25 protein-coding genes are annotated in these 25,330 nt (G+C 67.8%); 17 read left to right on the top strand and 8 right to left on the bottom strand.

What is annotated here, in order from left to right; translation table 11 throughout:
• The 3 genes from ACTVZP_RS19905 to ACTVZP_RS19895 all read left to right on the top strand — a co-directional run.
• The coding region (locus ACTVZP_RS19905) for a hypothetical protein (protein ID WP_443213912.1) at positions 1 to 597 on the top strand (597 nt) is incomplete at its 5' end.
• 59 nt (positions 598 to 656) lie between these two features.
• Positions 657 to 875, top strand: coding sequence for a hypothetical protein (locus ACTVZP_RS19900; RefSeq protein ID WP_443213911.1), 219 nt, complete (start codon positions 657 to 659; stop codon positions 873 to 875).
• A 3-nt stretch (positions 876 to 878) separates the two neighbouring features.
• Positions 879 to 1,076: a conjugal transfer protein TraG N-terminal domain-containing protein gene (locus tag ACTVZP_RS19895; protein WP_443213910.1), complete on the top strand. Its 198-nt coding sequence runs from the start codon at positions 879 to 881 to the stop codon at positions 1,074 to 1,076.
• 9 nt (positions 1,077 to 1,085) lie between these two features.
• Here ACTVZP_RS19895 and ACTVZP_RS19890 read toward each other — a convergent pair whose 3' ends face one another.
• The 3 genes from ACTVZP_RS19890 to ACTVZP_RS19880 all read right to left on the bottom strand — a co-directional run bounded on the left by ACTVZP_RS19890 (position 1,086) and on the right by ACTVZP_RS19880 (position 3,699).
• The gene (locus ACTVZP_RS19890) at positions 1,086 to 2,339 is read right to left on the bottom strand and encodes a type II toxin-antitoxin system HipA family toxin (RefSeq protein WP_443213909.1); all 1,254 of its coding nucleotides are present in this window, start codon (positions 2,337 to 2,339) and stop codon (positions 1,086 to 1,088) included.
• Complete coding sequence (locus ACTVZP_RS19885; RefSeq protein ID WP_443213908.1) at positions 2,336 to 2,683, bottom strand: helix-turn-helix domain-containing protein; 348 nt, start codon at positions 2,681 to 2,683, stop codon at positions 2,336 to 2,338. Before ACTVZP_RS19885 ends, ACTVZP_RS19890 begins: the two co-directional genes overlap by 4 nt.
• Before the next feature lie 407 nt (positions 2,684 to 3,090).
• Complete coding sequence (locus tag ACTVZP_RS19880) at positions 3,091 to 3,699, bottom strand: calcium-binding protein (protein ID WP_443213907.1); 609 nt, start codon at positions 3,697 to 3,699, stop codon at positions 3,091 to 3,093.
• Between the two features lie 136 nt (positions 3,700 to 3,835).
• Between ACTVZP_RS19880 and ACTVZP_RS19875 the strand changes: the two genes are divergently transcribed.
• Genes ACTVZP_RS19875 through ACTVZP_RS19865 form a run of 3 tightly spaced genes read left to right on the top strand, consistent with a single transcriptional unit; the run spans position 3,836 to position 6,203 of the window.
• Positions 3,836 to 4,171 carry a PepSY domain-containing protein gene (locus ACTVZP_RS19875; protein ID WP_443213906.1) on the top strand — a complete coding sequence of 112 codons (336 nt, stop codon included), beginning with the start codon at positions 3,836 to 3,838 and terminating at the stop codon, positions 4,169 to 4,171.
• On the top strand, positions 4,171 to 4,833 hold the full coding sequence (locus ACTVZP_RS19870; RefSeq protein ID WP_443213905.1) for a response regulator transcription factor: 663 nt from the start codon (positions 4,171 to 4,173) through the stop codon (positions 4,831 to 4,833). Before ACTVZP_RS19875 ends, ACTVZP_RS19870 begins: the two co-directional genes overlap by 1 nt.
• On the top strand, positions 4,830 to 6,203 hold the full coding sequence (locus ACTVZP_RS19865) for a sensor histidine kinase (protein ID WP_443213904.1): 1,374 nt from the start codon (positions 4,830 to 4,832) through the stop codon (positions 6,201 to 6,203). The genes ACTVZP_RS19870 and ACTVZP_RS19865 overlap by 4 nt, the downstream gene beginning before the upstream one ends.
• A gap of 99 nt (positions 6,204 to 6,302) precedes the next feature.
• On the opposite strand, the gene ACTVZP_RS19860 is transcribed toward ACTVZP_RS19865, so the two are convergent.
• Positions 6,303 to 8,090 carry a calcium-binding protein gene (locus ACTVZP_RS19860; protein ID WP_443213903.1) on the bottom strand — a complete coding sequence of 596 codons (1,788 nt, stop codon included), beginning with the start codon at positions 8,088 to 8,090 and terminating at the stop codon, positions 6,303 to 6,305.
• Positions 8,091 to 8,430: 340 nt separating this feature from the next.
• On the opposite strand from ACTVZP_RS19860, the gene ACTVZP_RS19855 reads away from it, so the two are divergent.
• Complete coding sequence (locus ACTVZP_RS19855) at positions 8,431 to 11,943, top strand: hypothetical protein (protein WP_443213902.1); 3,513 nt, start codon at positions 8,431 to 8,433, stop codon at positions 11,941 to 11,943.
• A gap of 187 nt (positions 11,944 to 12,130) precedes the next feature.
• Here the strand turns inward: ACTVZP_RS19855 and ACTVZP_RS19850 are convergent, their stop codons facing one another.
• Both ACTVZP_RS19850 and ACTVZP_RS19845 read right to left on the bottom strand, forming a co-directional pair.
• Positions 12,131 to 12,565: a type II toxin-antitoxin system VapC family toxin gene (locus tag ACTVZP_RS19850; protein ID WP_443213901.1), complete on the bottom strand. Its 435-nt coding sequence runs from the start codon at positions 12,563 to 12,565 to the stop codon at positions 12,131 to 12,133.
• On the bottom strand, positions 12,562 to 12,903 hold the full coding sequence (locus tag ACTVZP_RS19845; protein WP_443213900.1) for a type II toxin-antitoxin system Phd/YefM family antitoxin: 342 nt from the start codon (positions 12,901 to 12,903) through the stop codon (positions 12,562 to 12,564). The genes ACTVZP_RS19850 and ACTVZP_RS19845 overlap by 4 nt, the downstream gene beginning before the upstream one ends.
• A gap of 111 nt (positions 12,904 to 13,014) precedes the next feature.
• Here ACTVZP_RS19845 and ACTVZP_RS19840 point away from each other — a divergent pair, with 111 nt between their 5' ends.
• The 8 genes from ACTVZP_RS19840 to ACTVZP_RS19805 all read left to right on the top strand — a co-directional run bounded on the left by ACTVZP_RS19840 (position 13,015) and on the right by ACTVZP_RS19805 (position 22,265).
• Entirely contained in the window at positions 13,015 to 13,818 is an 804-nt protein-coding gene (locus tag ACTVZP_RS19840; protein WP_443213899.1) for a glycosyl transferase, read from the top strand.
• 559 nt (positions 13,819 to 14,377) lie between these two features.
• Entirely contained in the window at positions 14,378 to 15,331 is a 954-nt protein-coding gene (locus ACTVZP_RS19835) for a hypothetical protein (protein WP_443213898.1), read from the top strand.
• Positions 15,328 to 16,182, top strand: a complete 855-nt coding sequence (locus ACTVZP_RS19830; protein WP_443213897.1) for a sugar phosphate isomerase/epimerase family protein — start codon at positions 15,328 to 15,330, stop codon at positions 16,180 to 16,182. Before ACTVZP_RS19835 ends, ACTVZP_RS19830 begins: the two co-directional genes overlap by 4 nt.
• The gene (locus ACTVZP_RS19825) at positions 16,179 to 17,201 is read left to right on the top strand and encodes a hypothetical protein (RefSeq protein ID WP_443213896.1); all 1,023 of its coding nucleotides are present in this window, start codon (positions 16,179 to 16,181) and stop codon (positions 17,199 to 17,201) included. Before ACTVZP_RS19830 ends, ACTVZP_RS19825 begins: the two co-directional genes overlap by 4 nt.
• Positions 17,198 to 18,367, top strand: coding sequence for an FAD-dependent oxidoreductase (locus tag ACTVZP_RS19820; protein ID WP_443213895.1), 1,170 nt, complete (start codon positions 17,198 to 17,200; stop codon positions 18,365 to 18,367). Before ACTVZP_RS19825 ends, ACTVZP_RS19820 begins: the two co-directional genes overlap by 4 nt.
• Positions 18,367 to 18,831 carry a GtrA family protein gene (locus tag ACTVZP_RS19815; RefSeq protein WP_443213894.1) on the top strand — a complete coding sequence of 155 codons (465 nt, stop codon included), beginning with the start codon at positions 18,367 to 18,369 and terminating at the stop codon, positions 18,829 to 18,831. The genes ACTVZP_RS19820 and ACTVZP_RS19815 overlap by 1 nt, the downstream gene beginning before the upstream one ends.
• A gap of 63 nt (positions 18,832 to 18,894) precedes the next feature.
• Positions 18,895 to 21,372, top strand: coding sequence for a glycosyltransferase family 39 protein (locus ACTVZP_RS19810; RefSeq protein WP_443213893.1), 2,478 nt, complete (start codon positions 18,895 to 18,897; stop codon positions 21,370 to 21,372).
• 122 nt (positions 21,373 to 21,494) lie between these two features.
• A complete protein-coding gene (locus ACTVZP_RS19805; RefSeq protein WP_443213892.1) occupies positions 21,495 to 22,265 on the top strand; it encodes a PAS domain-containing protein in 771 nt (256 codons plus the stop codon).
• Here the strand turns inward: ACTVZP_RS19805 and ACTVZP_RS19800 are convergent.
• Together ACTVZP_RS19800 and ACTVZP_RS19795 are read right to left on the bottom strand one after the other, a co-directional pair.
• Positions 22,195 to 22,650 carry a hypothetical protein gene (locus ACTVZP_RS19800; protein ID WP_443213891.1) on the bottom strand — a complete coding sequence of 152 codons (456 nt, stop codon included), beginning with the start codon at positions 22,648 to 22,650 and terminating at the stop codon, positions 22,195 to 22,197. The genes ACTVZP_RS19805 and ACTVZP_RS19800 overlap by 71 nt on opposite strands.
• A gap of 6 nt (positions 22,651 to 22,656) precedes the next feature.
• On the bottom strand, positions 22,657 to 22,908 hold the full coding sequence (locus ACTVZP_RS19795; protein ID WP_443213890.1) for a hypothetical protein: 252 nt from the start codon (positions 22,906 to 22,908) through the stop codon (positions 22,657 to 22,659).
• 342 nt (positions 22,909 to 23,250) lie between these two features.
• Between ACTVZP_RS19795 and ACTVZP_RS19790 the strand changes: the two genes are divergently transcribed.
• Entirely contained in the window at positions 23,251 to 23,502 is a 252-nt protein-coding gene (locus tag ACTVZP_RS19790) for a helix-turn-helix domain-containing protein (RefSeq protein WP_443213889.1), read from the top strand.
• Positions 23,502 to 24,812, top strand: a complete 1,311-nt coding sequence (locus ACTVZP_RS19785; protein WP_443213888.1) for a type II toxin-antitoxin system HipA family toxin — start codon at positions 23,502 to 23,504, stop codon at positions 24,810 to 24,812. Before ACTVZP_RS19790 ends, ACTVZP_RS19785 begins: the two co-directional genes overlap by 1 nt.
• Positions 24,813 to 25,330: the final 518 nt, after the last annotated feature.

Raw genomic sequence — 25,330 nt, 5'->3', positions numbered from 1 at the left:
CCTCGGCGGGGTCTATGGCGGGGTCCCAAGCATCGGATGAGAGGGCGTCGGGTCCTAGAGCGGCGGGCAAGGATCTTCCTAGGTTGCGAAGGGGAGAGCGAGCAGGGCTATGGCGCCCTGCTTCAGCGGCTTGTTAACGCGAGCGGGGCTAAGATTCACGTGGTCCCTGTAAACCTCCAGCCGGCCGGGGACCCGCTGGCGCTGGCGAGGAAGGCGGAGCGCAAGCTGGCGGAGGAGATCCTGCGAGGCGGCCCATTCGCGGCACAGGCGGTCATGCTAGATACGGACCGGCTTCCCGAGCTACCGGACGGCGGCCGCGAGGCAAGGGCGATCCTGGCGCGGAACGAGATAATCGCGATTTGGCAGCGCCCGGACTTCGAAGGACTCCTGCTTCGCCATTTCGCCGGTCATGAACATGATCACCCGCCCCGTGGCAGGTCAATGGCAGCGCTTTCCGCCGTATGGACCGACTATCACAAGAACATGTCGGCGGCCGAACTTCAGAGGAGAATCGGGCTCGATCACGTCTTGCGGGCGGCGGGGGTTGAACCGGATCTGGCCGAGCTTCTAGAGCGGCTCAAGCTCATCGCGCCTTGACCGGCGGAGGAGGCGGGTGCAGCCGAACTCGTGTATAGTTAGTCGGCGCCACTGGGATCGTGCCCCGGCTGCTTCGGGATCACGTCATAGACGTCCCAGCCACAGTACGGAACGACGCCATCCGCAACACCCGGAATGGCTTCGGCACGCTGCGCCGCGAGGCCGCCGAAAAGTATGCGGACGCGCTTTCGGCCATCGAGAAGCTGCAGCTCCACAAGGCCATGCTCACGGCCGGCAGCTCCACGAAATTCACCTCGATGATGGGACAGGGGCGCTGATCGATGCAGTGGGAAATCTACACGACCGGCGGCGCCTTCTATCTCTATGACGTGTTCCAGATGCTCGGAGCCTACACCTCCTCGGGCAACTTCAAGAACCTCCTCACCATCGGAACGATCATCGGCATCGGCTGGGCGTCGCTGCAGCTCGCCTTCGGCGGCAGCCTCGGCTCCGCCATGAATATGTGCTGCCGTGACTGACCCGCCCATTCAAAGCGAGAGTGTCGCCTCGCGCCGTTCGTGTTCAAAGGCGCCCTCCATCTCCCGGATCTCGGCAGCTCGAGCACCCAGTTCAGCCGCCACCTCCCGCCATGTGCCGATGACCTGAGCCGTATCCCGCAGGAGTGTTCGGGCGTCGCGCGGGCGGATTCCGTATTCACCGGCTGTCTCGAGCAGAAGCCCCACATCGGCGGTCCGGTCGTCGTAGTCGATGGCCGTCGAGAGGATTGCCGGCTTCAGGTGCGGCGGGACCGGATTGAGGTCGTAGGCCGGCGACAGGCGCCAGCCGGCTGCGCCTTGGCGGATGAAGCCGTGGTTGCGCAGGTGGTCGTCAACATTCGAGATCAGGATCGAGAAAGCGATCCGCCGAAAGAGCTCGATCCGATCAGCTTCGGGCTCTGCCCCTTCTGCGTCGATGACCTCGGCCATCTCGAGGTAGCTGCAGTCATCGTCGCCGTCGCGGTGCCCGGTCAGCGCCATCGCCGAAATGAAGGGTAGCCGGTGCCCGCCCGCCCGGTCGAAGCGCCGCGACAGGAGGACCCGGCGGCCACCGACGCTCTTCAGTTCGAAGGGCGCCACGCGGATCCCCGCCCGGGCCGCAAGGGTCAGGGCGATCGCCTCCCAGGTCTCGATGTCATGCTCATCGTCCGCCTTCGGGAATTTCGCGATCATGAGGTTGCCCGTGGCGTCGAGCACGCTTGCCTTCGGGCGCGCCCCGCCGAGCGAGGAGCCGGGCGCGAAGATCATCCGCAGATCCTCATCCGCGAAGTCGTCGGCCTGGATCCGGTCCGAGGCGGCCAGGAGACGGCCGAGATCGATCGTGCCCGGCACCCCCTCGCCGACATCGGCCACGAAGAGCTCCGATCCCTCTTCCCGAAAGCGCATGGCCCCCAGACGCGAGACATCCGCGACCCCGAGCAGGAAATCGACCTCCTGCAGCGCCCGCGGACGCCTGCCTTCCGCCACCGCGGCGCGCCGCTCCCTCCGGCGCATGAGGTCCTTTCCCCACCGGTCCGGCGCACTGTCGCCGATCGTCCCGAAGACCTGCCCCTGATCGGGAAAGAATTCGCCCGGGGTCAGCGGCAGGCGCGGATCGACGGCAAAGCTCATCGGATGCGCGATCCATTCCGCATCGTAGGCAAAGCTCAGGATCTCCCCGCCGGCGCGCGCCTGGCGGCGCATGCGGCCGAGACGGACGAGCCCTGCCTCCCAGTCGAGCCAGACCTCGACGATCTTCGCGATCACGACTGGCTCTCGGGACCTGCGCGCGAGGATGGCGCCTTCGGAAGCCGCGCGCGCCGGTGCCGCAGATCGGCAGATTTCATGCGCGCGATCGGATCGCCTTGAGGCGCGGCCAGATGCCCAGCCGTCTCGAGGAGACCGAGAGCGTTGAGCACGCCAAGAACCGTCCCCCAGGACACCCGCGGATCGCCGGTTTCGATGCGACCGACCGTCTGGCGCGTCGTCATTGCGCGCTCGGCCACGATCTGCATCGGCAGGTTCCGCTCGAGCCGCGCAGCGCGCACGCGATCACCGATCCGACGAAGCTCTCGCCTGACCGCCGAGGGAACAAGGATTTCCTGCGCCATATCGTTTCCTCAGAGCCACGCAAAAGGCTATTATGTGCGCCTGACATAACGTAGTCATGCAGAGGTAACAAGGCGCCGGCGCCGGTGGCGAGGGCAGCGAGGCCGCTGGCGAACCGTAGCTGACCTCGGCCGACGCGTTCTGACGGTACTGACCGGTGTTCAAGAAGGCCTCAGGACCGACAGAGATATTGGCCGTCTTGCGCGGCGCGGATCCCCGAGCGATTTCTCTGATCGGTGTTGCGGCGGGACAGAACTTCCGCACTCCGGATAGATGGCGTCCATAGATAATTTCGCAAAAATCAGACGGCTGCCACGGGCCTCTCGGCAGCCGTCGTTGTTGTGTCCCAAGACCCGGGTGAGCCAGCCCGGGCAGTCATGTCCTTCTGCCCGAGGCGGATGGCCGGGGATCAGAACAGGAAGTCGGACATGTCCAGCTGCGAAAGCCTCATGTCCTCGAGGATGATCCTGGTATCTGCCGACAGGGTGAGGATGAGGTCGCTGCCGACCTGCCGGGCGCCGTCGATCACCGCCTCGACCTGCGCGCGGCTGAAATCGTCGAGATCCAGACGGTCCTGGCCATTGGTGAAATCGGTGATGCGGTCGCGGCCGCCGCCGAAGTCGAATTCGAAGACGTCCCGGCCGGCCCCTCCGGTCAGCACGTCATTGCCCGCGCCGCCGTCGATCTCGTCATTGCCCGTGCCGCCATAGAGGCGGTCTGCCCCGCGACCTCCGTCGAGTTCGTCGTTGCCGCTGCCGCCCCGCAGGCGGTCGTTGCCGGAATCGCCGTCCAGCTCGTCGTCGCCCGTGCCGCCGAGGAGGAAGTCGTCGCCGCTGCCGCCCTCGAGGTCGTCCCGTCCCGCTCCGCCCCAGAGGCGGTCGTTGCCGCGGCCCCCCTCGATCTCGTCGTTGCCGTCCCGGCCGTAGAGCCGGTCATGGCCGTCGAAGCCGAAGATGTCGTCCATCCCGTCGGTGCCCTGCAGCGTGTCGTTCAGGCCGGTTCCCCTGATGCGCGCCATGCGGAGTCTCCTTCTTGCTGTTTCCTGAAGGGTCCTGCTCTTCAGGACCGCTTCCCGTTCCTGGCACAGACGGGCTGACGGCACTCTGATCCCGGACGTCAGCGCGATGTCAGCTCCGCCCCGGTAAGGTCGGGGCATGCGCCTCATCCTCCTTTCCCTTCTCCTTCTCCCCTCGGCCGCCGGCAGCCAGGATGCGGTCCCCATCCCGCTTCCGGATTTCGAAGCCGCGCGCCGAGGCGTGGAACAGGGCGAGATGCTGCCGCTCGGCAGCCTGATGCCGCGGATCGAGCAGGAGTTCGGCCGCGTACTGGAGGTCGAGCTGGAGGAGGCGGACGAGGGCGGGATGGTCTACGAATTCGAGATCCTGCGCCCGGACGGCCGGCTTGTCGAAGTGGATGTCGACGTGGTCACCGGCCTTGTCGTCGAGGTCGAAGACGAGGAGGATGACGACGACGACGATGGGATGGACTGATGCGGGCGCTGGTCGTCGAGGATGATGCGAGGATCGCGCGGGATCTGGGCCTGGCGCTCGGCGCGGCGGGCTTCAGGGTCGAGACGGCCGCCGATGGCGAGGCCGCCTGGTTCCTGGGCGGGACCGAAAGCTTCGACCTGATCGTGCTCGACCTCGGCCTGCCGAAGCTGGACGGGCTGGCCGTGCTGAAGCGCTGGCGCGCCGAGGGGGTGGAGACCCCGGTCCTGGTGCTGACGGCGCGGGGCACCTGGAGCGAACGGGTGGAAGGCATCGACGCGGGGGCCGACGACTATCTGCCCAAGCCCTTCCGGATCGAGGAACTGGTCGCCCGCGCCCGCGCCCTCGTGCGCCGCTCGACCGGGCGGGCTGCGGCCCAGCAGAGCCTGGGGCGGCTGTCGCTCGACATGAACCGGATGTCGGCGACGCTCGACGGCCTGCCGCTCGGCCTCGCTCCGCTGGAGTTCCGCCTGCTGGCCTATCTGATGCTGCATCGCGACCGGGTCGTGCCTCCGACCGAGCTTCTCGAGCATCTCTACGGCGACAACGATGCCCGCGAGGCGAACGCGCTTGAGGCGGTGGTGGCGCGGCTGCGCCGCAAGACGGGGCGGGGCATCATCGGGACGCGACGCGGCTTCGGCTACCAGCTCGAACCGGGTCCGTGAAGCTCCGCTCGATCCGGCTCCGCCTCGTGGTCGTGAATGCGCTGGCGCTGGCGCTGGCGCTCACGGCGGCGGCCTGGGGGCTGGCGCTGCTCTTTGACCGCCATGCCGAGCGCGTGGCGCTCTCTGCCCTTGCCGCCCGCGCCGACGCGCTGACCGCGGCGCTGGAACGCGGCCCCGGCGGAGCCGTCCGCTTCGTGGATCCCTCGGGCGATCCTTCCTACCAGCAGCCGCTCTCGGGCCATTACTGGCAGATCTCCATCGACGGCGAGCTGCGCCGCTCGCGCTCGCTCTGGGATTACGTGCTGCCCCTGCCGGAGCGGGCGCCGTCTCCCTCCGGAACCGCGTCGCCGCTTGCGCTGCCGGGGCCGCAGGGCGAGGCGCTCCTGGTCCTCGACCGGACGGTACTGATCGGTGAGGGCAGGGACCCGGCGCGGGTGCGCATCTCGGTGGCGCAGGACCGCGCCGAACTCGCCCGGGCGCAGCAGTCCTTCCTGCGCGAACTCGCGCCCCTCCTTGCGCTGCTGGCCCTGGCCCTGGTCGCGGCGGGAGCCGTGCAGGTGACGCTCGGGCTCAGGCCGCTCGCGGCCATCGGCCAGAGGGTCGGGGCGCTGGCCTCGGGCGCGGAACGGCGGATCGGGACCGACCTGCCGACGGAGGTCCTGCCGCTCGCGCGCGAGATCGACCAGCTTCTGGAGGCGCGCGAGCGGGAACTGGAGCGGGCCCGCAGCCGGGCGGGGGACCTGGCGCACGGCCTGAAGACACCGCTTCAGGCGCTTCTCGGTGAGGCGATGCGGCTGCGCGATCGGGGCGAGGCGGCGGCGGCGCGCGGAATCGAGGAGGTCGCCTCCGGCATCCGGCGCCATGTCGACAGGGAACTGATGCGCGCGCGGATCATGCGGGACCGGGCGGGCGCCTCCTCCGATCCGGCGGAGGCCGCCCGAAGGCTGATCCGCGTCCTGCGCCGCACCGAGCGGGGATCGGCCCTTGCCTGGCATCTCGAGGCCGACGGGCCGCTGCTCGTCCGGCTGGACGGCGCGGATCTGACCGAGGCGCTGGGGCCGCTGATGGAGAATGCCGCGACCCATGCCGCCAGCGCCGTCCGCGTGCGGATCGCCGCCGCGGGAGCGTCGGTCGGAATCGCGGTCTCCGACGACGGACCCGGAGCCCCCGACATCGAGGCGATCCGCGGGCGCGGCGTCAGCTTCGACACCCGCGCCGACGGACACGGGCTCGGCCTTGCCATTGCGGGAGACATCGTCGAGACGGCCGGGGGAGAACTCCGCCTGCGGAACCTCTCGCCTGGGTTCGAGGCCACGCTGATCCTGCCTGCCGCCCCGGCCATGACAGTCCCCGATGTGGGACGACAATGACCGAAGAAAGAAGGCGCTGATCAAACCGGTCGAGAAGCAGGTTGATGGCGACCTCGTGCGTGAGATGCCGGCCTTGTCCGGAGGACGGATCCGATCACGTCAGAAAAGGAAGTTGTCGACCACGTCGGTGAGGTCGTCCGCATGACCCGTTCCGACGCCTTCGAGCACCAGGACCAATCCCCTGTCGAAACGGACGATGACGTCTCTGCCACGCCCGAGATCCTCGACCTCGGTGGTGGCGAGAAGATCGTCGAGAGTGCCGGTTCCCGACGGGATCAGCGACTTGATCTGCAGCGTGTCTCGGTCCCGATCAAAGTCCTCGATGCGCCGGACGCCGTCGCCGCCTGAGCCGATGACGAAGACGTCCTGGCCAAAGCCTCCGATCATCGTCACATCCGTTCCATTCCCCTCGATGGTATCGTTCCCGGCGCCCCCCTCGATCCGGCTCACGGCCCCCGAAATGATGAACGTGTCGTTCCCGGTACCGCCATGGATACGGTGGATGCCATCGGCCGTCGCATCGATCTCGGACACGATCAGGTCGTCGCCCGCGCCGCCGCTGAACAGGTGCTCGGCGGAAGGCCCGAACAGGGATGAGGCGATCAGCGTGTCGTTTCCGGCGCCACCACACAACGAGACAGTGGAGATCACGTTGCCAACTGTCGCCACGAAGATGTTGTCGTCTCCGGCACCCCCGTCGCACCGGGTGGTGATCCGGCTGCCGAACTCCAGCGATGACAGGTAATGCTCGATCGTCATGCGGTCGTCGCCGGTTCCCCCGGTGGCATCAAACGCGATGGTGAACCGTTTCTCGACCGTGACGTCCCTCTGCGGATCGTCTCGATAGGATCCGGAGGTGAAGCGGATGTCGTCGGCACCTTGTCCGCCAGAGATATTCACCGTGTCGTCTGTGCCACCTATAGCGGACCAGCGCTGGAAAATCACCGAAGCGATGATCAGGTCGTCTCCGGCTGCGCCCGCGAGCGTCTGCGCGCCGCGAGAGCCATCGGCATCTTCATAGGCAATGCCGCTGTTGATCTGGTCGTCGCCGCTTCCGCCGAGGAGCCGGTTGTCGAATGTCGCGGTCGCGTCCGCATAGGTATGGCCGTATAGAAAGTCGGAACCGGCACCACCGTCCTCCCGGATCTGGCTGCGGCCGCCAGCATCTTCGCCGCGGAAGTAGGTCTGGGAGAAAAGCGTGTCATTGCCCTTGCCGCCGCTCAATGACGTCAAGGCGAGACTTGTATCACCGGCCCATGCGTAACTCGTCACATGGAAACGGTCCGATCCGGATCCGCCGGATCCGCTGTTGATCGAAATGCTGCCGTCCACGGCCGGCTCCGCAAGCGCATAAAAATTCACAAGGTCATCACCGCTCCCGCCCGTGAAGCGGTTGATCGCCCGCGTACTTCCTCCGGACCCTGCCTCGTTGCCTGCCTGAGCCGCCAGAGAGAGGCTCGTCCCGCCGCTGTCTCCTGAACGCGCCAGATTGGTGGCTGTTGCAACGCCGCCGCCACGGCTGACGGCCGAGGTCTGGATTGATGCCGTTCCATAGCCGGGACGCACATTGGCGTCGTTGGATCCCACGTCGGTGAAGCTCAGCGCCGTCGCATCGCTTTCCGCCATGGCCTGGAGATCGACCACGATATAGTCGTTTCCGCTGCCGGCATCGATTGTGGTGGTGGCCAGCGCGGTGTCCTGGCCAGTTTCCTCGACGGCTACGGTGGCAAAGAGGCTATCGGCTCCATCGCCTCCGACAAGATACGAATGGTTGAAGGTTGTGAACAGCCTGTCTTCGCCCCCGCGACCGAAGAGAGCCTGCCTCTCCGCCGTGGCTGAAAGCTCGTCGGGTCCAGATGTTCCCACAATGTTTTCGTCAAGGCGCATCGCATCACTCCACATAACAGGCGGAACAACGTGGCCTGTTCTTGAACCATATGCTGCGACGCGCCGCCGGCCAACGAGTCGACGGGCAGTCGGTTGTTCAAGCCGTTTCTGCTGGCAAAGCCTGTCTGCGGAAGAGGGCTGAGCCCTGCACTCTGATGAATGGCCATGATCTGCCGCGAGCCGGAGCACCCGGATGAGGGCCGCCACCGGAACGCGGCTCGGGCTGAGGGCGGGTTGCTACGCCCTTCGAACGGTTGACTCGGCGGCGGCCAATGGCGGTAATCGGAAGAACCTTTTCAGACTGATCGTTTCGGGACCCGCATCCTTCCGGGAGGCCGCCATGTATTCCGCAACACGTGCCTGTCCTGCACTGCGGGCCGCCGTGCTCTTCCTCCTCATCCCGGCGGCGGCGCTCGGCCAGCAGGGGCAGACGCTCTGGCAGTTCTCGGCGGATGGCGCGCGGCTGATCGGATCGGCCGATCACCTGGAGGATGGCCGTCCGCGGCTCGCCTTCCGCTGCATCGCACCGGGCCAGCCGGAGGCGCGACGGGCCTCGGCCGCCAGTCTCGTCGCCTCGGCCGTGGCCCCGGGAGAGACGGCCCTTCTGCTGGCCCCTGACCTGCCGATGCTCTCGGGCGGGCTGCCGCCGTCGCTCCGGATCTCGGTCGACGGAGCGGCGCTGGTCGAGGCGCCGCTCGCCCTCGGGGCGCCCGAGAACGTCCCCTTCCTGCGCATTCCGCGGGAAAGCCCGCTGCTCGACGCCATGGCGAAGGGCAGGAGCCTCACGCTCGCGGCGGCCTCCGGCGGTTCGGCCGCCTTCGCGCTGGAGGGCGCCGGGGAGGCGCTCGCACGACTGAAGGCGCATTGCGCCCCCACGGGCTCGGCCGCTTCCCCCGTGGCGCCGGAGCCTGCAGCCTCCGCACCCGCCCCGGTCCCCGCTCCTGCGCCGGAGCCTGTCCGGACCGCCACGGTGGCGCCCGATGCCGCGCAGAGCTGGGCCCGCTACGGCGCGACGCTGGTGAGCGACCGCGTCCTCATCCGCCCGGATCATCCCGCCAAGGAACCGCATCCGCTCGAGCCCCTGCTGGCGCTCGTCGGCCTGTCGCTCCTGGAGGAGGTGACGGATCCGGAGACGGTCTTCGCGTTCGGCCGCTTCCTCCAGCCCGCCGATTTCGCGCGGCTTGCCCGCACGAACGACGTCAGCGACTACAAGTACAAGAGCCTGCTTCGGAACGATCCGTTCCTGCGGCGGGACATCATGACGGAGTTCGAGAAGCTCTACCGGCCGTCGCTGGTCGCCCTTGCGCCGAAGCTGCCGGTGCGGGCCGCGATCCTGCTGCCGGCCAGCCTCGGCGCCTACGACTTCGAGACGGGCAGCTTCCCGCTCCTCACCAACCTCTACGGCGGATCCCGGCAGGGAATGCCCGTCCAGATCCCCGGGACGAATGCGACGATCACGCTGGATGTGGTGCAGATCCAGTCCGAGATCCCGGTCGAGCCCGAGCTTGCCCGGCGGATCACGCAGAGCCGCGTCGGCAATGACTTCGGCGGCGGCCAGCTTTCGGGCTTCGGCCTGCTTCTCGACCTGGAACTGCTGGCCGATGGTACCGCGCGTGAGAAGCATGACGGGACGGTCGAGCTCTCTCTTCCGGCGCATGTCGTCTCGGCCACACTCCATTACGACGAGGCGGCGACGCAGCGCATGACGGCGCTGAAGCTGTCGCCGGTCGCGGCCGAGGTGCCCGATCTGCCGAAACCGAAGCCCGGAAGCGCCACCGCCGAGGGAACGTCCCTGACACTGGAGGACATCGTGTCCCTCGCGCTGGCCAAGGGCGTCACGGTCCCCCAGCTGGAGCGGATCGCCTCGCAGGCCGCCGCGGTCCGGCAGGTCAACGAGTTCGACCGCCCCGACGCCGTCCGCGATCTCATGGCACGCCTGACCTCTTCCACCCCCGATGCAGGGCGGCCGATGTTCCTCTCCGGGACCATCGCCCTCGGGACCTATGACAACGACGCCTTTCCGATCGAGAGCTGGAGGCTTGGCTATCTCCGGTCAGCGTCGTCGGGCAAGGCCAGCCTGGACGGCGACGATGTGCAGGTCGATCTGCACAATCCCGAGGGGATCACGCGGTTTCCGATGGACCGCGAAGCTGCCCGGCGGCTCATCGAGGATGGGCGCCAGTTCAACGTGCTGTTCGAAGTCGCGCCCGTGCGCGCCTCCGTGGGCGAGGGGAGGCGGGGGGAGCCGTCGGTCCTCGTCGATTTCCAGGCTCTCGCCGTCCATCTGCTCTCGCCGCGCGAGGAAGGGCGGACGCTTGCCGTCCTGCGCGTGCCCGAGGTGAAGGCCCCGGCGACGGGCTCGGCCGAGGCGGCCGAGGCGCAGCGCCCGGAGGGCCGCCCGGCGCTGACCGGCGAACTGGTGCGCTGGCTGCAGATCCGCCACGGGCAGGTGACGCTCGACGACGGGCTGCTGCGCAGCCTGCTGGACGAACGCTGGACGGTCGAATCCACCCTCGCCTCCGGTCAGGGGAACGCCAGCCTGCCCGAACCGGACTCGCCCTGCGGCGCCTTCTTCCCGCCCGGCGGACGGCAGCCGACGGAGGCCGACAGGACGGCCATGCTGCCGGTGTTCCGGGCCTGGCTCGGGCGGTGCCTCGACCTTCTGCCCTCCGGCTTCCGCTTCGAGGCGCAGAACGGCAGCTACACGGGCCTGCGCGACAGGACCGTGATCGCCGTGAGGCCGGAGGATCCGCTCTTCGCCTCGGGTCGGGACGCCGATCTCTTCCGGGACGGAGCGGCGATGACGGAGGCAGGGCTCGTGTCGCTCACGGCAGCCGGTTTCGGGATGGACGATCTCGTCTTCGCGCTGCCGCCCATGCCCCGGCCGCCGAACGGAGCGAGGATCGACGCGGTGTCGGTCGCCTTTGATGTCGCGCAGGTGACGGCCGTTCCCCGGCCCGCGCCGCAGTTGCCGAGGCTGGTGATGGAGGTGCGGCCGGTCGAGGTGCAATGGTGGGGCAGGACCGGTCCGGGCCAGCGGCAGTTGCTGCTCTCGCAGCCCGTGGCGGCCGCACCGGCGCCCGCCCCCGCAACGCCCGAGCCGCCGCCGCCCGCGGTGAGCTACGACGTCGTCGGCGTGAAGCTCGGCATGACGCCGGACGAGGCCCGGGCGGCGATCGATGCCCACATGAAGGTCGGCCGCGTGCTCGAGATGAGCACGACGGGGCGTCCTCCGCTCGTTCCCGACCAGAGGACGCTCCTCCTTATCGACGAGGGGGCCTCGGACTTCGTCACGCTGATGCTCGGCCCGAAGGAGTGGGAGCCGCGGGTGTTCGGCGTCGGCCGCACCTGGTTCGCGCCGGCCGGCCAGATCCCCGAGGCCCGCCTGGCGGAGGCGCTGCAGGCCAAGTACGGGCCGCCGCTTCCGGGGCAGGCCGGCCGCTGGGCAGCCCCCGGATCGGGCGAGGACTGCTTCGACTTCGGGGCGCAATGGACAGTGAACTGGCTCAGGGCCGCGGCGGTCGAGGGGGAGGCGCCCCCGCCGCTCCACGGCGGCGAGCCGGTGCCGGACGATCCGGCGGCGCGCGCCGCGATGACGCTCGCCCTGCGGCTGGCGAACCTGCCCTTCGGCATCGGGCTGTCGCGGGACGAGCAGCCCGCCTCCTGCGGCGAGACGCTGCGGGTGGACCGCGAAGCGAACCAGATGATGGGGCTGCGCGGCATCCAGATCCCCGAGAGCGTTTCCGACCGCGTGACCGTGACGCTCTTCGATCCCGCCCGCTACCGCGCCGAGGCCGACCGGATCATGGAGGACAGGCTGAGCCGCATGCCGAAGGTCGACCTCAAGCTTTGACGCGGAAGCCGAGGGGCTGACCGGGCTGCGGCATCAGCCCCGTTCTTCGCCGGATCGAGTCCGGCCCTGCCAATCTCCGGCATGACCGCTCTCCTCTGTGGATCGCTGCAGATCCACCTTGGCATATCGATGCCGTCGGGGGGGGCGGTCACAGCATCAACGCCCCACGGCAGGCGTTCGATAGCCGTCAAGACCCAGGTTCTGGCGCATTCGAGGAAGATCCCCAGACCCGGCCCTTCCATTCCGGCAAGCCCGCAAGATCATCGAATACGGCATCGGTCGAGATCAGCGGGCAAGCCATCTCGATAGCCGTAGCGGCAATCATACGGTCGAAAGGGTCGCGGTGTGCCCAGGCCATTGATCCCGACCTCATCGCCATCTTCGCGGTGAAGGGAGCGATGTGGAAGCCCTGCGACATGCACAGGCTGTCGAGCCGATCCGCATATGGGGCCATCGCGTCCCACTTCCCGTTGCGAATCTTGAGCGTGATTTCATGCAGCGAGCATGGCGGTGCATAAACCATGGCCCCGCTCAGAAGAAGGCCACGCGCTTCCGAAGGCAGGAGTGCTGGCGCGATCAGAGACCACGCCAGCACATGCGTATCAATCAGAACGCTGGTCAAGCGCCCCACTCCGCCACTTCGTCTTCGCTCATCGGCTGCAAGAAGTCCGGGATCGTGTCAGGGCCGACAACTCCTTCCAGCAACCCCAGACGGACACCGACTCGGGCAACTGGCACCAGTCGCGCTGCAGGAACCCCGTCCCGCGCGATCACGACCTCTTCGCCCGCATCCACGGCAGCCAGAAGCTGGGACAGCTTCGCGCGCGCCTCGGCAACATTCATCTGCATCATCTGGAAGCATCCTCCATCGGTGAAGATGCGACCAACATGGGCCAGGTCGGAGCTTGTATCAAGGTTGGTGCAGGGTCGGTACGACGGCATCGGGATCGGCCGCAACATGCGTCGCCACCTCGGGACCAGGTAGCCGGAGGCCTCCGCCCCCGCGCTTGACTTCCCAGGGCGGAGGCCTCTTCTCGGCGGAAGGACGGTCAGGGCGGGGCGCACGGGCGAATGCTGAAACAGGTGATCTGCATCAACTGGGGGACGAGATACGGGCCGCGGTTCATCAACCGGCTCTATGCCATGGTGGCCCGGAACATCACGCCGCCCTTCAGCTTCACCTGCTTCACCGACAACGCACAGGGCGTCCGGCCCGAGGTGGACTGCCAGCCGCTGCCGCCGCTCGATTTCGTCATGCCGAAGAACACCAAGGGGAAGTGGCCCAAGGCGCGCCTGTGGAGCCCGACCCTCGGCGATCTGAAGGGGCCGGTGCTGTTTCTCGACCTCGATCTGGTGATCACCGGCTCGCTGGACGAGTTCTTCACCTATGGCGACCCCGACCGGGTGATCCTGGCGCGCAACCCCGCCAAGCCCTTCGAGCGTCTGGGACAGACCTCGGTCTTCCGCTTCCCGGTGGGAAAACTCGTCGATCTGCAGCGCAGGTTCCTCGCCGATCCGCAGGCGGTGGCCGACCAGTACCGCTTCGAGCAGCGCTTCGTGACCCTCAACGCCCCCGGCGGCGTGGATCTCTTTCCCGCCCGCTGGGTCCGGCATTTCCGCTACCAGTGCATGCCGCCCTTCCCGCTGAACCTCGCCCTCCCTCCGCGCCTGCCGCGGGGGGCGAAGATCGTGATCTTCCCCGGCGGCGTGCATCCCGAGCATGCGATCCAGGGCGGATGGGTGGATCGCGAGGGCTGGACCCTCGGCCAGCATCTGAAGGGCTTGGCCGAACGCCACGCGGACGGCTCGCGCTGGCGGTATCTCCGGCACTACATGCGCCCGGCCCCCTGGGTCGCCGATCACTGGAAGGAGTGAGCGGGCGCACGCTCGCAGGGCGGCGGCATTCCATGCGGTCTCGGTCGCATGCTGGAGCAGCGCGCAACCTGAAAGCATAAGCTCATCCCGTTGCCCGGCTCTGAGGCCGCCAGCCAGCGCTACTCAGAAAGCAATAACCATTCGTCGAAGTGATGATGGGGCGAAGTTGTTATGCTCGTTGACGAAATCCATTACCCGTGCGAACAATTCATTCATATTCTTCGACACGAATGTTTTTGTCGGCTGTTTGTTATTGCGGTTTTGCCATGTTCGAATGTCGCTTCGCGTCCGAGCTTCCTGTCAGTTCGATATCCTGTTCTCCCTCGATGACATTTCGCCTGCCTGATAGGGTCCTGCCGTGTCGTGCCGTCTGCCGACGGTGACGCTCGATGCGGCGCACGGCAACCCGCTGCGCTCGGGATTCGACGGTCCCCACCTCAGCCGGAAGCTACGCCTACACCTCTCTCCCGTCGCTCGGCCTTCCTGCCCCGATATCCGGCATGAGCCGCCCCTCCGCCCCTTTCTCGATCAGGCGCCGCGCGCCGCAGGGTGAAGAGACATGGATGCGCTGATCGGATTCACCGGCTTTGTCGGAAGCCACCTGCTGCGCCAGCACGAGTTCGGCGCCCTCTTCAACAGCGCCAATATCGGCGAGGCGGCGGGCGGCCGGTTCGGCACGCTCGTCTGTGCGGCGGCCCCCGGCTCGATGTTCACCGCCAACCGTTTTCCCGAGAGGGACGAAGCCGCGATCCGGAGCCTGATGGCCCGGCTCGCACCGATCCGAGCTGAACTCTGCGTGCTGGTCTCGTCGATCGCGGTGCTGGCCGAGTTCGACGGGCAGGACGACGAGAGCACCGACCGCTTCCAGACGACCCTCGCCTATGGCCGCAACCGGCGGATGCTCGAGGCGTTCTGCGCCGAAAGATTCGACCGCTGCCTCGTGGTGCGGCTGCCGGCGCTGTTCGGCCGCGGGCTGCGGAAGAACTTCCTGTTCGACATCCTGAACCCGATGCCGACCATGCTGCCGAGGGCCCGGCTCGACGAGCTGGCCGGGCGGCTGCCGGCCGGGATGCGGCCGGGGCTCGCCCGCTTCTACCGGCCGGACCCCGAGACGGATCTCATGGTCATCGACCGCGCGGCCCTGGCAGCCAGCAGCCAGCGGGCGGCCTATGACGAGGCGGTGACGGCGCTCGGCTTTTCGGCCGTGCAGTTCACCCATCCCGCAACGCATCTCCAGTATTACGACATGGAGCGTCTCTGGTCCGATATCGGCCTCTGCCTCGGCGCGGGGCTTGAGACGATCCACCTCGCCCCCGAGCCGCTCGAGGCGGGGCGTATCCATGCAGCCCTGACGGGGCGTGAGATGCCGGCGGGCTCGGCGCGGATCCACCACGAGGACATGCGCACCCGCCACGCCGCGCTCTGGGGCTGTGCGGGACCCTACATCGCCACGGCCGACGAGGTGCTCGCAGGGCTGCAGGCCTTCTTTGCCGGGGAAAGGGCCGTGGCATGAAGCTCGCCGTCTCGAACATCGCGTGGGCCCCCGCGGAGAGGCTCCGCGTCTACCGGCTCCTTGCCGCCCACGGCATCCGCGGACTCGAGATCGCGCCGGGCCTGTTTTTTCCCGGCAGCACCCGCCCCTTCACGCCCTCAGAGGCCGAAGTGGCGGCGTCGCTGGCCGAAACGCGGGCGGCGGGACTGGAACTGGTCTCCATGCAGTCACTGCTCTTCGGGGTGGAGGGGGCGGCCCTCTTCGGCGACCCCGGAGAGCGCGCGCGGTTCCGCGACGGGCTGCGGGCGGCGATCACGCTGGCCGGGCGGCTCGGCATCCCGAACCTCGTCTTCGGCTCGCCGCGCCAGCGGGTGATCCCCGCGGACATGGGCACCGCCGAGGCCGAGGCGGTGGCGCTTGAAACCTTCGCCGTTCTGGGCGACGCGGCCCGGCAGGCCGGAACCCGGCTGGGGATCGAGTTCAATCCGGCAGCCTACGGCACGAATTTCCTGACCACGCTCGAAGAGGCCGACGCCTTCGTGACGCGGCTCGGCCATCCGGCGGTGACGCTGATCCTGGATCTCGGGGCCATGCACATGAACGGGGCCTTCGACGGCATTGCCGGAGCGGTGGCTGCGGTGACGGCGCCCATCAGCCATGTCCATGTCAGCGAGCCGAACCTCGCGCCCGCGCCGGCCCGTGCCGGGGCTGCCGCCACCGCACTCGCAGCCCTTGCCCACAAGGGCTATGCCGGCTGGCATTCCATCGAGATGAAGCCGCCGCCGGATCCCGGTCCGGCGGTTCTGGAGGCAGCGATCGGGCGGCTCCTGCGGGCGGCCGGCATGGCGGAAGGAAAGGCAGGTGCGGCATGATCCCCGTCCGGCGTGAGGATATCTTCGTCTCGGTCTGCATCGCCGACTTCCCGGCAAGCGAGGCGGCGGCGGCGGAACTGCGGCAGCTGTGCGCCGCGATCTCGGGGCGGTTCCGCTACTGGGAGGTGCTGCTGACCGTTCCGGCCGATCGGGCCGAGGCCTGCGAGGCGCTGATGGCGTGCGTGGCCAACATCCGGCTGCTGAAGGTGCGCCATGGCACGCCCTTCTACCGCCAGCGCGTGGCGGCAGCGGCCGAGGCGATCGGCGATGTGGTGGTGGTGGCCGCCATCGAGGAACGGTCCGAACTGGACATGCCGGGGATGATCGAGACGGCCGCGGCCACCGGCGCCATCGTGATCGGGCAGCGCCGCTCGCGCAGCCTGCTGAACCCGTTGCTCGAGGCGCTGGGGCACAGTGCGGGCTTCCGCACCAGCACCCGCAACATGCTGACGGCGGCCTATCCGCGCACGCTGCTGAACCGGCTGCTGGCCCATCCCGACCCGCAGCTCGCGCTACGCTTTCCCCCGGCGGACCCGGCGCTGCCGGTGCTGTGGCAGAAGGCGGCGGGGTTGCTGCGGCCCTGTCCGCTCTGCGGGCTCGGACGCAAGCTGGGGCTGGTGCAGAAGCTGCTGGTCAGCACGGCGCCGCGCGTTCTGGCGCTGGTGGGGCTGCTGTCGCTGGCCGTGGCCCTCGCCTCGATCGCGCTTGCGCTCTATGCGCTGGTGGTCTGGCTCACCTTCAGCAACGTGCAGCCCGGCTGGTTCACCGTGACGCTTGCCCTCAGCCTGACGGCCACCTTCCTGTCGGTGGCGATCTTCGGCCTCTCGCTCGGCCTGCAGAAGATGATCGAGGGCCAGTCGGGCGGGCTTGGTGAGGACATTCTCGACGAGCGCAGTTCGGTGGACCTGTTCGGGCAGGTGATGACCGAACTCAATGTCGAGGTGGCGGACGGAATGACCGGGAGGGGGCCGCTCTCGCTGCCGGGCCTGCCACGCCTGCCGGAGCGGGAGACCGCATGAGCCGCACTCCGGACATCGACTGCCTGGTGATCGGCGGCGGCTTCTACGGCTGCTGCCTCGCGCTCTTCCTGCGCTCGGTTTCGGAGCGGATCGTGCTGGTCGAGGCGGGCGAGCGGCTGATGGACCGCGCCTCGCGGGTCAACCAGGCGCGGGTCCATACCGGCTTCCACTATCCGCGCTCGGCCCTGACGGCGGCCAAGTCGATGGTGCTGCACCGCCGCTTCGCCTCGGATTTTCCCGAGGCGGTGCGGTCCGACTTCCAGATGCTCTACGCGATCGCGCGCCGCCGCTCGAAGGTCAGTGCCAAGCGGTTCTACCGGATGTTTGCCGACATGGGCGCGCCCATCGCCCCCGCCACCCGGTCGCAGGCGGCGCTGTTCGACCCCGCCACGATCGAGGCGGCCTTTGCCTGCACCGAAATGGCCTTCGACCATTCCGTGCTGGCCCGGCGCCTCGGGGGGCAGCTCGATGCGCTGGGACTGGATGTGCGGCTCTCCACCGCGGCGGTGCAGCTCGAGGAGCAGGCCGAGGGTGTGGTCGTGCGGCTCTCCTCAGGGGCGGAACTGTTTGCCCGGCATGTCTTCAACGTCACCTATTCCCAGATCAACAGCCTGCTGCGCGGCGCGGACCTGCCCGAGGCCAGCCTCAAGCACGAACTGACCGAGATCGCCCTCGTGCGGCCCCCGGCCCAGCTCGAGCGGTTCGGGATCACCGTCATGGACGGACCCTTCTTCTCGGTGATGCCCTATCCCGCCGAAGCACTGCATTCGCTGACCCATGTCCGCTACACGCCGCAGATGAGCTGGACCGACCGGACGAGCGGCCGCTCCGCCTACGAGACTTTCGCTGCCAGCGACCCGCAGAGCCGTCACCGCCACATGATCCTCGACGGGCAGCGCTACCTGCCCTGCCTGGCTGACAGCACCTGGGTGAAGTCGATCTTCGACGTGAAGACGGTGCTGGTGAAGAACGAGCAGGACGACGGGCGGCCAATCCTCTACCAGCAGCAGCCCGCTGGCTCGCGGGTGATCTCGATCCTCGGCGGCAAGATCGACAACATCTACGATCTCTTCGACCTCGTGCGGCTGACCCGGCCGGAATGGGCCGGCGCGACCGAAACCTTCGTCTGCCCGCCCGCGCTCCGCAGCACGCAGGAGGTGGCATGATGGCCGCGCGCCTTCCTGCCGAACTGATCCGCTTCGGCCTCGTCTCGGTGCTGGGGCTCGGGGCCGACATCGCCGTGGCCTGGGCGCTTGCGGTCCTTGCGGGGCTGAGCCTGCCGCTCGCGGCCACCTGCGGTTTCGCCACCGGGGCGGCGCTGAACTACGTCCTGCATCACAGCTGGACCTTCCGAGCCTCCGCGCCGCGGGCGTCCGGCCGGCAACGGGTGGCGTCCCATGCGCAGCGCCTGCTGCGCTACGGCCTGGGGCTCGGGCTCACGCTTCTGGCGCGGGTGGCGACGGTCGCACTCGCCAGCCGGTTCCTCTTTGTTGCCGAGGGGCAGGAACTGCCGGCCCTGCTGGCGGGCACCGCCGTCTCCTTTATCATCAACTATTTGACCAGCAAGCATTTCGTCTTCCAGACCCAAGGGACGCGGCCTCCCTGCGACCCCCTTTCCGACATCAGGTGACCGCACCCGATCGCGATGCGCACCAATCCGGCAGGCGGGTCCACACTTTCCGAGGAAAACCACATGAATCAGGTGAGCCGCATGAAGGATGCCGATCCCGGAAGGCCGGAGCCGGAAATCGGGTCCGCGACGGGAGCGGAGATATGGCCAGGGGCCGAGCTTCCCGCCTTCGACAGCGCCATCTTCGCCCCCCGCGCCACGCGCTACCTGCTGGTGATCCCGGTCATCAACGAGGGCGAGCGGATCCGCAACCAGCTGCGGCAGCTCCATGGCCTGCGGATCCCGCTCGACGTGGCAATCGCCGACGGCGGCTCGACCGACGGCTCGCTCGAGCCGGGCTTCCTGCAGGAGTGCGGGGTGCGGGCGCTGCTGACCAGGCGCGGTCCGGGCCGGCTCAGCGCGCAGCTGCGCATGGCCTATGCCTGGGGCCTGGCCGAGGGCTATGACGGCATCCTGACGGTGGATGGCAACGGCAAGGACGGGCTCGAGGCGCTGCCCCGTTTCATCGAGGCGCTCGAGGCGGGCTTCGACTATGTCCAGGGCTCGCGTTACCGCAAGGGAGGCGAGGCGATCAACACGCCGCTCGACCGCAGGATCGGCGGGCGGCTCTTGCATGCGCCGCTGCTGTCGCTGGCTTCGGGCAACCGGCTGACGGACACGACCAACGGGTTCCGCGCCTATTCGCGGCGCTATCTGGCCGACCCGCGCGTGGCCCCGTTCCGCGCCTGTTTCCGCGACTACAGCCTGCTCTTCTACCTGTCCGCCCGGGCGGGCCAGCTCGGCTACCGCGTGACCGAGGTGCCGGTGCGCCGCGCCTATCCCGCCTCGGGCCCCACCCCCACCAAGATGGGCGGCGCAGGCGCCAAAATCGCGCTGATGGGCGAACTGTTCCGCAGCGCGCTCGGCGGCTACCATCCGCCGGCTGCGCGCGGACTGGCCGGTATCGGCGCGCCGGAAGCGGGAAGCGATCCGGAGCCGGTGCCGCGGTTCTGGCCCTGGATCCTGGCGCTCGTCTTCCTGCTGATCCTGGCGTCGCGGCTGGCCGGCATCCTCGATGCGCCCGACATCTGGCACGACGAGGGAATGCTGATGGCGAACCTGCCCTTGCCCTCGGTCCTTGCCGCCTTCCAGCACCTGCCGTACTTCGCCCAGGCCGCGCCTCCCGGCTACCTGATCCTCGCAAGCGGCGTGATGACCCTGGCGGGCGAGCATGCGATCACCGGGCTGCGCCTGCTCAGTCTTGCGGGCAGCCTCGGAGCGGCGGCGGTGCTGGCCCTGACGCTGCGGCGGACGGGTGGGGCCGTGGTGGCGCCGGTGGCGCTTGCGCTCATGTTCCTCTCGCCCTTCGGCGTGCGCTACGGGATCGAGATCAAGCAATATGCCTTCGAGATCCTGGCCACCTGCCTGATGCTGGCCGCCACCCTTCGGGCGGTGCGGCGTCCGGACAGGTCCGGCCTTGCGATACTGGCGGGGGCGGGCCTTGGCCTGCTGCTCTTCTCCTTTACCGCACCGGTCCTCTTCGCGGCGCTCGCGGCGGCAGCGGCGCTGCAGCTTCTCGTCGAGGGTCGGCTGCGAACGGACGGGGTCCGCCGCCTCGGCCTGCTCTTCGCGGCACTCATGGCGGCGGCGGGCGCCTGGCACCTGGGCGTGACGAAGCCGGTGACGGTGGCGCAGTTCCGCTACTTCTCCTTCGTCTATGACCTGGGCTACCTGCGGCTGCCCTTCATCGACGACGGCGAGGGCATCACGGTCTCTTCCTTTGCACGGATCATGCTGGGGATGTTCGACCCGTTCTATCGTTTTGCCAGCGAATATCACGCCGCGCGTCCCGTGGCCGTGATCACGGTCCTTCTGCTCGCGATCGGGATCCTGATGCCGCTGCGCCGGGGCCTGCTGCTGCCCACCTTCGGCCTGGCGTTGCTGATCGGCCTGCCGGTGCTGAGCCATGCCGGCTTCTACCCGGTCCTCTACAGCCGGCACTTCATCCTGATGCAGCCTGTCCTGGCTATCCTGCTTGCCACGGGCCTCCTGTCCGTCTTCGCCTGGATTGCGGGGGCGGCGGGGATGGCCCGTCCGGCCGGGACGATGCGGCTCGTCGCGGCCTTCGTGGTCCTGCAGGGGGGCATCGCGATGCATGCGGGCTTCCATCAGGAAAAGCAGCAGCTGAGCGAGGCCCTTGCGGTGATCGCCGCCAATGCGGCCGAGCCCGATCCGCTGATCTACGTCGCCCCGGCGGCGCAGCCGAACATGCTCTATGTTGCGCCCGATTTCGGAACCCGGATCGGCTATGGCCCCGGCGCGTTCGATCACGATTTCCACAAGCGGTCGAAGACCTCGGACATCGCCACGGACTATCCCCGCGAGGTTGCTGCGCATCGCGAGATCTGGCTGCTCGAGACGCTTATTTACGATCTCGACAACGTGGCCGCGGAACTCGAGCCCTTGGCCGCGGCCTTCGGACCCTGCACCGAGATGTACCGCTCCGGCTCGTCCCGCGATCTCGGCTACACGCTGGCCTACCGCTGCCGGGCTCCGGACTAAGGCGCTTCGCGGCTACTGGCCCAAGACGGTTGACGATCGCACGTCCCGGTTGTTTCCTTAAGGTCATCGGCCGTAGGCCGGGGCGGCTCCGCTGCTTCTCAAGCTCAGGCCATGAGAGAGGGATGCAAGGCCACATGAACATCGCGGCGACTGACGAGGCGGCCGACGCCCTTCATGTGAGCGAGGCGCGTTTCCGCGCCTACTTCGACGCCTCCGCCGACTGCATGTTCCACCTCCATGTCGGGGCGGACGGCCGCTTCACCTACGCCGATATCAACCCGGCCGGACTGGCCGCGGCGGGGCTCACGCTCGACGAAATGCTGGGGCGCGAGCCGCTCGAACTCCTGGGGCCGGTCAAGGGAGAGGAGATGACTGCAGGCCTCATGTCCGTGGTCCGCACCGGGCAGCCCTTTCGCTACGAGCCGACCTGGGAAATGGCCGGCGGCACGGTCGTCTACGACGCCGTCTACATGCCCCTGCATGGCCGGTCCGGCATCGTCACGGGGGTGCTCGGGGTGGCGCGCGACATCACCGAGCGGCGCCGGGTCGAGGCGGCGCTGCATCAGGCGCAGAAGGTCGAAGCGGTGGGCCAGCTCGCGGCCGGCGTCGCCCACGACTTCAACAACGTCCTGGCAATCTTCCAGTCCTGCCTGCGGCTCCTGGGGAGCGAGGTGACCTCCGATCAGGGTCGGAAGGTCGTGGAGGAGGGCCGAGCCGCCGTTGGACGGGGCAAGGCGCTGACCGAGGCGGCCAGTCGGTCGATGAGATCGGATTGCGCGGCGGCCAGAACGACGTTTCAGGTGGCCGTCTGCTTGTACTGGGTTAGTCGTCGCGACCGATGGCGCGTATGCCTGCCTTGCCGGACGACTTCAGCGCGGCATCGAACGCCTTGAAGGCCTGCACGATGCGCGCGAAGGACGGTTGGCTCAGCCGGCCATAATCGCATCCATCCGTTCCCGGGATCTTGCGCAGGTCATATCCCGGCCAGATGAAGCGGTTGACCTCGTCCAGCACCACCCAGTGATCCTCGCCATCAAGCCCGATCGACATGCATTCGTGAGGCGTGAGCTTCAGATGCGAGCCCGTCCTCCCGCCAGGAGGCCGGTGCGTAATGGGCAGCACGGAAACCCTGTCACGACCAGCCGCCGCGGACGGCTCCAGAAGGATGATGGCGCACGGCCGGTCCTTGGAGCCTTCGGTCGAGCTTCGCTCGTGTTCATGGCTCCAGAGGAACGAGTAGTAAATGACGAGACCCGGCTTCGGGGCGGGAAGACGCATGCCGCTTCAAGCGTCGTAGTTCGCGACGGCTTCGTCGAGGGCGGCGAGGAACTCCTGGGGGATCTCGCCGGCCTTCAGGATTTCACGCTCCTGTGCCTTCAGGCGTTCGTAGTTCTCAAGCTCCTTGGGTGAAAGGAACCCGCCCACCACTCGATCATGACTGACGACCCGTACTATGCCATGCTCGCGCACGTCTTCCTTGATCCGCGAGAACCGGCGCGCAAAGTCGGTGGCGGTGAAGGTGAGGAAGTCGGCCATGCCCTGTTCTCCGTGGATCGATATGTATATTGCGCATTTTGCGCATCAAGGCAAGGCCGCGGACTGACGAGGCGAAGGGAGGGCCAGCATCTCGCGGCAGGCGCGGCGCCGTTGCCCCCTTGGGTCGCCGATCACTGGAAGGAGTGAGAGACCCGCGCCCGCGGGGGCGGCATCCCTCGCGGCCTCGGTCGCATGCTGGCGCGGCGCGCAACCTGAAAGCATAGGCTCATCCCGTGCGGGCGGAGCAGGGCTATATCTTGGAAGATATATTTTCCCTTTATGATCTTCGCATCCTATTGATGATTTATGATCTTGCGATCATCTTGTGTGGAAGGATTGCCCATGGATCAGATCGCGCGCACCACCAGGGACCTCGGCACCATCCTGCGGCAGGCTCGCAGGACGCAGAACCTGACGCAGGCCGAACTGGCATCACGTGCAGGCATCTGGCAACGCACGGTCTCGAACATCGAGACCAGCGCCAGCGGGGCGAAGGTCGACACGATCTTTGATCTGCTCGCAGCACTCGACCTCGAACTCCACATCGTGCCGCGCAGCAAGATCAAGCCGTCGGACCTGGAGGACATCTTCTGATGGGGCGCAAGCGCAGCTACGTCCCGCTCGACGTCTACATGAACCGCCGCAAGGTCGGGCAGTATTTCCGCGAGGCAGGCGGGGCCTTCGGCTTCACTTATGCCCCCGGCTGGCTTGCATGGGAAAGCACGCTGCCGATCTCGCGTGCCTTGCCCCTGCGCTCCGAGCGACATGTCGGGCCCGCGGTCATCGCGGTCTTCGAAAACCTGCTGCCGGACAGCGACGTCATCCGACACCGTGTGGCGGAACGCGTCGGCGCAGACGGGGTGGATGCGTACAGCCTTCTCGCCCGGATCGGGCGCGACTGCGTGGGCGCGCTGCAGTTCCTGCCGGAGGGGGAGGTGCCGGGGGACAGCCAGACCTTGACAGGCGAGCCACTGACCGAGGTCCAGATCGCCGCGATGCTCAAGGATCTCGGCCGTACGCCCCTGGGCATCCGGGCCGAGCAGGACTTCCGGATCTCCGTCGCGGGCGCCCAGGAAAAGACTGCTCTTCTCTTCCATGAGGGCCAATGGGTTCTGCCCACCGGAACGACGCCGACCACCCATATCCTGAAGCCACCGATCGGCACCTTGCCAAATGGCATGGACCTGACCAACAGCGTCGAGAACGAGCACTTCTGCCTGCGCCTGATGGCCGCCTTCGGCCTGCCGGCAGCTCACACCGAGATTGTTACCTTTGCAGCCTCCAGGGCTCTGGTGATCGAACGCTTCGACCGGCTGCGCGCTCGCGACGGGCGCCTGATCCGCCTCCCGCAGGAAGACTGCTGTCAGGCGCTGTCGGTCCCGCCGACCCGGAAGTACCAGAACGAGGGCGGTCCCGGCATCGTCGAGATCTGCGGCCTGCTGACGGGCAGTGACGAGCCCATGCGCGACCGGGCAAATTTCCTGAAGGCGAACATCCTGTTCTGGTTGATCGGCGCGACCGATGGACATGCCAAGAACTTCAGCATCGCCCTCCTGCCGGGCGGTCGCTTCGTGATGACCCCGCTTTACGACGTGCTGACCGTGCAGCCCTCGCTCGATGCCGGGCAGATCCAGGTCAAGAACATGAAGCTTGCGATGCGGGCAGGGAAAAGCCGCCACTACAAGGTCTCGGACATCCAGGGCCGGCACTTCGTGGAGACAGGACTGGCCGCAGGGTTTTCGCGGGAAAAGGTTGTGCGGATCTTCGCGGACATCCTCGAAAGGGCGGAGGGAGCCTTCACCACCGCGCTGGCCGAAATGCCCGCCGACTTTCCGGCGGAACTGTTCGCCTCCGTGAAGCGCGGGTTTGATCAGCGTGCGGCGCATCTGCAGGACGCCGTGTGAGGCCGAACGACACTGGCGATGCAGGCGCGAGTCATCCTCGTCTCTCCCATGATCCTCGGCTTCTCTTCGCTCGTGGCGTGCCCGGTCATGGTCATTTTGAGAAATATCGTCCGAAGGGTCGGGATGAGGCGCAGGAACAGTTCGGTCCCGCAGGGCCTGCCTCGGCTCGCGATCCGGCAGGGGCGCTGCCTGCGCCGCGGCTGCGACGGAAGTGTATGACGGCCCGGCAGCAGGCCTGTTCCCGTCCCGGGACCCGGTCGGGCAGGGGCGAGGGTCATCTCGGGAAGGTCGGGTCGCTGTGTCGACGACCTCGTCGGCGGCGCCACAGCGGTCGTGGCTGGACTGAAGAACAGGCTCTTGTTCAGCAATTCATCCCTGGTCTTCCGACACGGCAGAGTTCGCTCATCTGCCGCTTTGCGGCGTAAGATCATGGCACTCGCAGCATCTGCAATGAACTTGATAAGTTCATGGTAAGTATCATGTTTGCCAAGGGAAGACGGAATTTTGATGTGAGTTGG

Origin of the sequence: Rhodobacter sp. NSM (genome assembly GCF_052244495.1) — a bacterium.
Classification (GTDB): Bacteria; Pseudomonadota; Alphaproteobacteria; order Rhodobacterales; family Rhodobacteraceae; genus Cereibacter_A.
The sequence above is the reverse complement of the archived record's forward strand: the minus strand, read 5'-3'. Positions and strand labels throughout refer to the sequence as shown.

Bases quoted from the DNA above. Each gene is read 5' to 3' on its own strand.
- ACTVZP_RS19895 (WP_443213910.1), top strand. From the start codon at position 879: ATGCAGTGGGAAATCTACACGACCGGCGGCGCCTTCTATCTCTATGAC.
- ACTVZP_RS19885 (WP_443213908.1), bottom strand. From the start codon at position 2,683: ATGGCGCAGGAAATCCTTGTTCCCTCGGCGGTCAGGCGAGAGCTTCGT.
- ACTVZP_RS19880 (WP_443213907.1), bottom strand. From the start codon at position 3,699: ATGGCGCGCATCAGGGGAACCGGCCTGAACGACACGCTGCAGGGCACC.
- ACTVZP_RS19875 (WP_443213906.1), top strand. From the start codon at position 3,836: ATGCGCCTCATCCTCCTTTCCCTTCTCCTTCTCCCCTCGGCCGCCGGC.
- ACTVZP_RS19870 (WP_443213905.1), top strand. From the start codon at position 4,171: ATGCGGGCGCTGGTCGTCGAGGATGATGCGAGGATCGCGCGGGATCTG.
- ACTVZP_RS19860 (WP_443213903.1), bottom strand. From the start codon at position 8,090: ATGCGCCTTGACGAAAACATTGTGGGAACATCTGGACCCGACGAGCTT.
- ACTVZP_RS19855 (WP_443213902.1), top strand. From the start codon at position 8,431: ATGTATTCCGCAACACGTGCCTGTCCTGCACTGCGGGCCGCCGTGCTC.
- ACTVZP_RS19845 (WP_443213900.1), bottom strand. From the start codon at position 12,903: ATGTTGCGGCCGATCCCGATGCCGTCGTACCGACCCTGCACCAACCTT.
- ACTVZP_RS19840 (WP_443213899.1), top strand. From the start codon at position 13,015: ATGCTGAAACAGGTGATCTGCATCAACTGGGGGACGAGATACGGGCCG.
- ACTVZP_RS19835 (WP_443213898.1), top strand. From the start codon at position 14,378: ATGGATGCGCTGATCGGATTCACCGGCTTTGTCGGAAGCCACCTGCTG.
- ACTVZP_RS19830 (WP_443213897.1), top strand. From the start codon at position 15,328: ATGAAGCTCGCCGTCTCGAACATCGCGTGGGCCCCCGCGGAGAGGCTC.
- ACTVZP_RS19825 (WP_443213896.1), top strand. From the start codon at position 16,179: ATGATCCCCGTCCGGCGTGAGGATATCTTCGTCTCGGTCTGCATCGCC.
- ACTVZP_RS19820 (WP_443213895.1), top strand. From the start codon at position 17,198: ATGAGCCGCACTCCGGACATCGACTGCCTGGTGATCGGCGGCGGCTTC.
- ACTVZP_RS19815 (WP_443213894.1), top strand. From the start codon at position 18,367: ATGGCCGCGCGCCTTCCTGCCGAACTGATCCGCTTCGGCCTCGTCTCG.
- ACTVZP_RS19810 (WP_443213893.1), top strand. From the start codon at position 18,895: ATGAATCAGGTGAGCCGCATGAAGGATGCCGATCCCGGAAGGCCGGAG.
- ACTVZP_RS19805 (WP_443213892.1), top strand. From the start codon at position 21,495: ATGCAAGGCCACATGAACATCGCGGCGACTGACGAGGCGGCCGACGCC.
- ACTVZP_RS19800 (WP_443213891.1), bottom strand. From the start codon at position 22,650: ATGCGTCTTCCCGCCCCGAAGCCGGGTCTCGTCATTTACTACTCGTTC.
- ACTVZP_RS19795 (WP_443213890.1), bottom strand. From the start codon at position 22,908: ATGGCCGACTTCCTCACCTTCACCGCCACCGACTTTGCGCGCCGGTTC.
- ACTVZP_RS19790 (WP_443213889.1), top strand. From the start codon at position 23,251: ATGGATCAGATCGCGCGCACCACCAGGGACCTCGGCACCATCCTGCGG.
- ACTVZP_RS19785 (WP_443213888.1), top strand. From the start codon at position 23,502: ATGGGGCGCAAGCGCAGCTACGTCCCGCTCGACGTCTACATGAACCGC.